Origin of the sequence: Vibrio sp. V10_P2A27P122 (assembly GCF_963874335.1) — a bacterium.
Taxonomy (GTDB): Bacteria; Pseudomonadota; Gammaproteobacteria; order Enterobacterales; family Vibrionaceae; genus Vibrio; species Vibrio anguillarum.
Genome location: NZ_CAWNHY010000095.1, coordinates 1 through 6,036, shown reverse-complemented (window position 1 = coordinate 6,036; position 6,036 = coordinate 1). Strand labels below are relative to the sequence as shown.

4 protein-coding genes are annotated in these 6,036 nt (G+C 44.7%); 2 read left to right on the top strand and 2 right to left on the bottom strand.

Annotated features, from left to right (window positions below):
- Window positions 1–217: 217 nt before the first annotated feature.
- Window positions 218–2,230, bottom strand: a complete 2,013-nt coding sequence (locus AACQ17_RS05090; RefSeq protein WP_064626716.1) for a DEAD/DEAH box helicase — start codon at window positions 2,228–2,230, stop codon at window positions 218–220.
- Window positions 2,231–2,592: 362 nt separating this feature from the next.
- Here AACQ17_RS05090 and rnb point away from each other — a divergent pair, with 362 nt between their 5' ends.
- Window positions 2,593–4,602: an exoribonuclease II gene (gene rnb / locus AACQ17_RS05085; RefSeq protein ID WP_094146834.1), complete on the top strand. Its 2,010-nt coding sequence runs from the start codon at window positions 2,593–2,595 to the stop codon at window positions 4,600–4,602.
- A 61-nt stretch (window positions 4,603–4,663) separates the two neighbouring features.
- Here the strand turns inward: rnb and AACQ17_RS05080 are convergent, their stop codons facing one another.
- Window positions 4,664–5,014: a DUF3024 domain-containing protein gene (locus tag AACQ17_RS05080; protein ID WP_026027345.1), complete on the bottom strand. Its 351-nt coding sequence runs from the start codon at window positions 5,012–5,014 to the stop codon at window positions 4,664–4,666.
- A 174-nt stretch (window positions 5,015–5,188) separates the two neighbouring features.
- Between AACQ17_RS05080 and AACQ17_RS05075 the strand changes: the two genes are divergently transcribed.
- Window positions 5,189–6,010, top strand: coding sequence for a phosphate ABC transporter substrate-binding protein (locus AACQ17_RS05075; protein ID WP_166538007.1), 822 nt, complete (start codon window positions 5,189–5,191; stop codon window positions 6,008–6,010).
- The last annotated feature ends 26 nt before the right edge of the window (window positions 6,011–6,036 follow it).

Here is a 6,036-nt window from a genome sequence, read left to right as displayed (position 1 = left end):
GCATGTATAATCCTTACAGTGGTGTTGCATACCAAGCAACACGTGTTGAGTTTGATTGAAAATAACCCATCGAAGCTCACTCGGTAACACGAATACCGGAACTTCAATGAAGTGAAGATTTTAACTAGCTCACGCTAGAAATGCAAAGATCGAATTATATAAATCAAAAGAAAAAGCCCATGATAAATATCACGGGCTTTGGAGTTTCAATAATTGATTATGCTTCAGCGCGACGAGGACGACTTAACGTACCCGCATTGGCATTAGCACTAGCATTGCCGTGACCACGTTCACCACGGAAGTTACCACGATGGTCGCCACCACGGTTGCGGTCAAAACGACGTTCACCATCACGACCAGTCGCCGCTGCACCGTCACGGTTGCCACGGAAGCCACCTTCACGGCCACCACGACCTGCGCCAGCCGCAGGAGCACCGCCTTCACGATTACGGAAGCCACCGTTTCCGCCTTCACGACGGGCACCACCACCGTTACCACCTTCACGACGACCACGAGACTCGCGGAAGTCATCAAAGTCACATACAACAGCACCGACTTCTTTTTGGCGAATACGCAGTTTACGCAATTTGCCTTCAACATCTGAAGACATTGATTTAGGAAGCTGTACGAATGTATGGCCTTGAGCAAGTTTAATTGCACCAATTGAACCTTTGGTTAAACCAAGTTCATTAGCTAAAGCACCAACGATGTCTTTCACTTGCACGCCTTGCTCACGGCCGACTTGTAACTGATAAGTATCCCAGTCATTGCTCGCAGTACCATATTCGCGGCGACCTTCGCGTCCATCACGGCTATCGCGACCGCCTTCACGACGTTCACCACGCTCACTACCCTCTTTACGATCACGACGACGTGATTTTTCACGCTCGATCGCGTCGACCATTGGATCTGGGCCGACATAGAACAGTGGACGATTGCCTTGTTGGCGCTTCAGTAAAATGGCCGCCAGTGTTGTGGCATCAATCTCTAGGCTTTGTTGAAGTTTTTCAATGAGCTCAACAAATTTGTCTAAAGCAGTATGACCTTTGTCAGCTTCTAGCTCTGCACCCAGTTTGATGAGACGAGCTTCAGCAACTTTGTCACGCATTGGAAGTTGAATCTCTTCCATTTGAGAACGAGTTACGCGCTCAATCGTACGCAACATACGAATTTGGTTCGTGCGAACTAGAAGGATCGCTTTACCTTTGCGTCCAGCACGGCCAGTACGGCCAATACGGTGGATGTATGATTCTACATCGAATGGGATATCATAGTTGAACACGTGTGTAATACGTGGAACATCAAGACCACGAGCAACAACGTCTGTCGCAACAAGAATGTCGATTACACCCTGTTTGATATGATCAACCGTGCGCTCACGCAGTGATTGCGGAATATCACCATGAAGCGCTGCCGCTTTAAAGCCACGAGATAATAACCAATCAGCTAAACGCTCAGTGTCTTGACGAGTACGTACAAAGACGATTGACGCATCGGTTTCTTCTGTTTCAAGAAGACGAGCCATCGCTTCATCTTTTTCAACACCTTTAACAACCCAATATTGCTGCTCTACTTTCGCAACAGTTTGGTTTGAACCTGCTACGTCAACACGAGCTGGATCACGTAGGTAACGGTCAACAATCGTCTTCACCATAGGAGGCATAGTCGCAGAGAACAACACGCGTTGAGCGGTGCCAGGTGCTTGTTCCATGATCCAAGTTACGTCATCAACGAAGCCCATTTTGAGCATTTCATCAGCTTCATCAAGGACGAAGGTATGACATTCGTCTAAATGAAGGCGGTCACGAGTGATCAAATCTTTTACACGACCAGGTGTGCCAACCACAATATGAGCACCATTTTTCAGAGCGCGCATTTGGTCAACAATAGAAGCACCGCCATAGATCTCAAGTACTTTAAGACCTTGAATCTTTTGGCCAAGGTTTTTGATTTCTGCCGCAACTTGGATAGCAAGTTCACGAGTTGGTGCCATCACAATTGCTTGTGGCTTGTGTTGAGAAAGGTTTAATTTGTTCAGTAGAGGTAGAGAAAACGCAGCCGTTTTACCTGTACCTGTTTGTGCTTTACCTAGCGCATCTCTTCCTTCAAGAAGAAATGGAATAGCAGCAGCTTGGATAGGAGTTGGAGAAACGAAACCCATTTCATTTAGAGCAGAAAGGATTGAGTCGTTTAGGGCTAATTCACTAAATTGAATTACAGAGTCTTGCATGGAGATCCCACTAGATTAATTAACAAAAGGTCCCACGTGCTCTACCAATTCCAATACCGATCCATTAAAAAGAGCTGAGTTCCGTTCAGATGCGGATAAGTCTTAAAACGCATCAAGCCGCTAGGGACATATAAGGGACGCGGATTATTCCCTAAAAGCATAAAAAAAGCTAGTAAAAATTGAATTACATCACAAAAATTCGTCATAAATGACCATTAAGCTCATTAATTCACCCAAAACGAACACAGAAGCTGCATTTACAGCGCACTGTTAAAGCAGACTAGCAAAAATAACGCTTTCGGTAGTAATCATCCCGCTCAATGATTATAGTGTGCCCAATCGCATTTGTTAGAAAAAGAAACATGTTTCAAGATAATCCGCTCCTTGCTCAACTCAAGCAACAAATCCAAGAGAACTTGCCTAAGAAAGAAGGCACGATAAAAGCCACTGAAAAAGGCTTCGGCTTTTTAGAAGTTGACAGTAAGAACAGCTTCTTTATTCCGCCTCCGTATATGAAGAAATGCCTACACGGAGATAAAGTGGTGGCCATCATTCGCACCGAGAATGAGAAAGAAGTGGCTGAGCCTCAAGAGCTGCTTGAGCCTTCACTAACTCGCTTCATTGGCCGTGTAAAGCTGTACAAAGGTAAGCTGAATGTCACGCCCGATAACCCGCAACTAAAAAGGCAATCGCTGAAAGCCAAGGTGCAAAAAGGATTAAACCCTGAACATTTCTCTGAAGGTGATTGGGTTGTTGCACAGCTTATTAACCATCCACTGAAAGACGATAGCGGCTTTATGGTTGAAATCACCCATAAAATTACGGATGCCAACGATAAGATTGCACCTTGGTGGGTGACTTTAGCTGAAAATGACCTGCCTAACAGTGAGCCGGCTGGTATTGAACATTGGCAGCTAAAAGATGATGCCGACCTACAACGCATCGATATGACCCACCTTCCTTTCGTGACCATCGATGGGGCATCAACTAAAGATATGGATGATGCACTGTTCGCCCAAAGAACCGAGAACGGTGACTTCACATTAACCATTGCTATTGCAGACCCAACCGCATACATCACGCCAGATGACGAGATGGACAGTGTCGCGCGTGAGCGGGGTTTCACTATTTATCTCCCTGGCCGCAATATCCCAATGTTGCCACGTGATTTAGCCGATGATTTGTGTTCGTTGATGGAAAATGAAGTTCGCCCTGCCCTTTGCTGTACCGTAACAGTGACTAAAGAAGGTGTGATTGGCGATGACATTACCTTTTTTGCGGCCAACATTAAATCGCATGCTCGATTGGTTTATGATCATGTATCAGATTGGTTAGAGACGGGCACTTCTGCCGATTGGCAACCAAGTGACCAAATCGCTTCCGTTGTGCGTGATTTGTATGATTTTTCATTAGCGCGCGCACAATGGCGCGAAACATACGCGGTCGTGTTTCCTGATCACCCTGATTATCGATTTGAACTGAGTGAAGACAACGACGTAGTGGCAATTCATGCGGATCTTCGCCGTAGTGCTAACCGTCTTGTTGAGGAAGCGATGATAACCGCGAATATCTGTGCGGGAAAAACGCTCAAAGCGCATTTTGGCCAAGGCGTGTTCAATACGCACGCGGGGTTCAAACCCGAAAAAATTGCCGATGTTGTCGAATTAGTCAACCCAACGGGTGAGCTTGAATACACTGCCGATAACTTAGCGACTCTAGAAGGCTTTGCCTCTTTACGTCGCTGGTTATGTAAGCAAGAGACCCGCTATCTGGATAATCGTATCCGCAAGTATCAAGCTTACAGTGAAATAGGAAACCAACCTCTTCCGCATTACGCAATGGGTTTGGATATCTATGCCACTTGGACTTCTCCTATCCGTAAATATGGCGATATGATCAACCATCGTATGTTGAAAGCACATATTTTAAACAAAGAGCCCGTACAAACACCGGATGGAACCGTTGGTGAAGAGTTGGCACTACACCGCAAACACCACAAAATGGCCGAACGTAACGTAGGCGACTGGCTCTATGCTAGAACGCTAGTAAACGAACCGAGCAAAGGCACCCGTTTTACGGCTGAAATTTTTGATATCAATCGAGCTGGCATGCGCGTACGTCTTTTGGAAAATGGCGCAGCCGCATTCATTCCTGGTTCTTTAATCTTAGACAACAAAGAACGTATTGAATGTAATGCGGAAAGTGGAACGCTGCTTGTCGATAAAGAAGTCGTCTTTAAGCTCGGTGATACGCTCGAAGTCGTGCTCGCAGAAGTGAATATGGAAAACCGCAGTCTGATTGCAAAACCGACTCAGGTTTTCGAACCGTTACCTATACCTTCAGAAGCTAATACCACTACCCAAGGGGAGTGATTTTAGCAGCATAGACATTTCTATCAGGCATTCTTCGGAGTGCCTTTTTATTGCTTATTGATCACCAAAAGTAAGATTTAGGATCTTTTTCAATTTCGCGGATCAACGCCGTCAAATCCGTTGTTTTAGGGAGAAAAGGATACGGCAACCAATCTTCAATTTCTTTATCGGGATCCGTATTGGGAATATACAGCGCCCATTTAGCTTCTTCCCAAATCACTTTCGCCACGATACTTGAATAGTCGCAATGCGTTGAATCTAATTTGTAATGGTGTTTGATGAAGTGCACACCGTTAACAATAGGCTCAAAACAGGATTTGCCTAATTCAACAGACACACTTTGGTTACGATTATGGCAAACAAGCTCTGCTCTTCGTTCTAGTTGACGTTGCAACAAATTCACTACCGCCATTTTACCCTCGCTCAAACACGGCTTCCTGACATCTCGACTATAGCTGACTTCGCTTATCTCTGATATGAAAAACCGTAAGGCTACAAACCACTTACCTTTGTGGTTCACAAAAGTGTCATCTATACGACATATTATGGTGGCTCAATTTTTCTAAATAACCATATTGGAGCCACTATGTTTCGAGTCGCGCTTGCTACACTGCTTTCAACTTTGCTACATACCCAGTTTGCCTTCGCAAGTGAAGTTAATATTTCTGGCTCGACCTCGGTCGCTAGGATCATGGAAGTATTCGCCGAGGACTACAATACCGCACACCCTGAAACTTATATCGCGGTTCAAGCCGTAGGTTCGAGTGCTGGCATCACATTACTGAAAAAAGGTGTCGCAGATATCGCCATGAGCTCGCGCTACCTCACAGAAAGTGAGCAAGATGAGACGATGAGCACCTTGCCGATTGCCTATGATGGGTTGGCTGTTGTAATCAATCGCTTAAACAGTATTGAAAATCTGACTCGTGAGCAGTTATTTGATATTTATAAAGGGAAAATAACCAACTGGAAACAAGTCGGTGGTGCTGATCAAAAAATCGCAGTTGTGACCAGAGAAGCATCATCAGGTTCCCGCTATAGCTTTGAAAGCTTATTAGGCCTGACTCGTGTGATTAATGATCGCTTAGTGTCAGACATCAGTTCCAATAACTTAGTGGTCAATAGCAATAGTATGGTTAAAACACTGATTAACCATAACCCTCAAGCGATCGGTTTCATCTCTACGGGATCGGTAGATAAATCGATTAAATCGATAAAATTTGAGGGAGTAGAAGCCACTGCAAAAAATATTGTCACTCATGAATATAAACTTTCCATGCCATTTTTAGTGGTCTATTACCCTGAAAAAATCACTAAAGAGACTCAAGCTTTCATTGCATCTTTAAAATCAGCGGAAGCAAAGGCTCGCATAGAAGAATATGGTTATATTCCTTTGAAAAACAAATAAATACAAAACAGGAGAGTGATCGACTC

What these genes read in the sequence shown, in the direction of transcription:
- AACQ17_RS05090 (WP_064626716.1), bottom strand. Translation starts at nt 2,230, where the DNA reads ATGCAAGACTCTGTAATTCAATTTAGTGAATTAGCCCTAAACGACTCA.
- AACQ17_RS05075 (WP_166538007.1), top strand. Translation starts at nt 5,189, where the DNA reads ATGTTTCGAGTCGCGCTTGCTACACTGCTTTCAACTTTGCTACATACC.
- rnb (WP_094146834.1), top strand. Translation starts at nt 2,593, where the DNA reads ATGTTTCAAGATAATCCGCTCCTTGCTCAACTCAAGCAACAAATCCAA.
- AACQ17_RS05080 (WP_026027345.1), bottom strand. Translation starts at nt 5,014, where the DNA reads ATGGCGGTAGTGAATTTGTTGCAACGTCAACTAGAACGAAGAGCAGAG.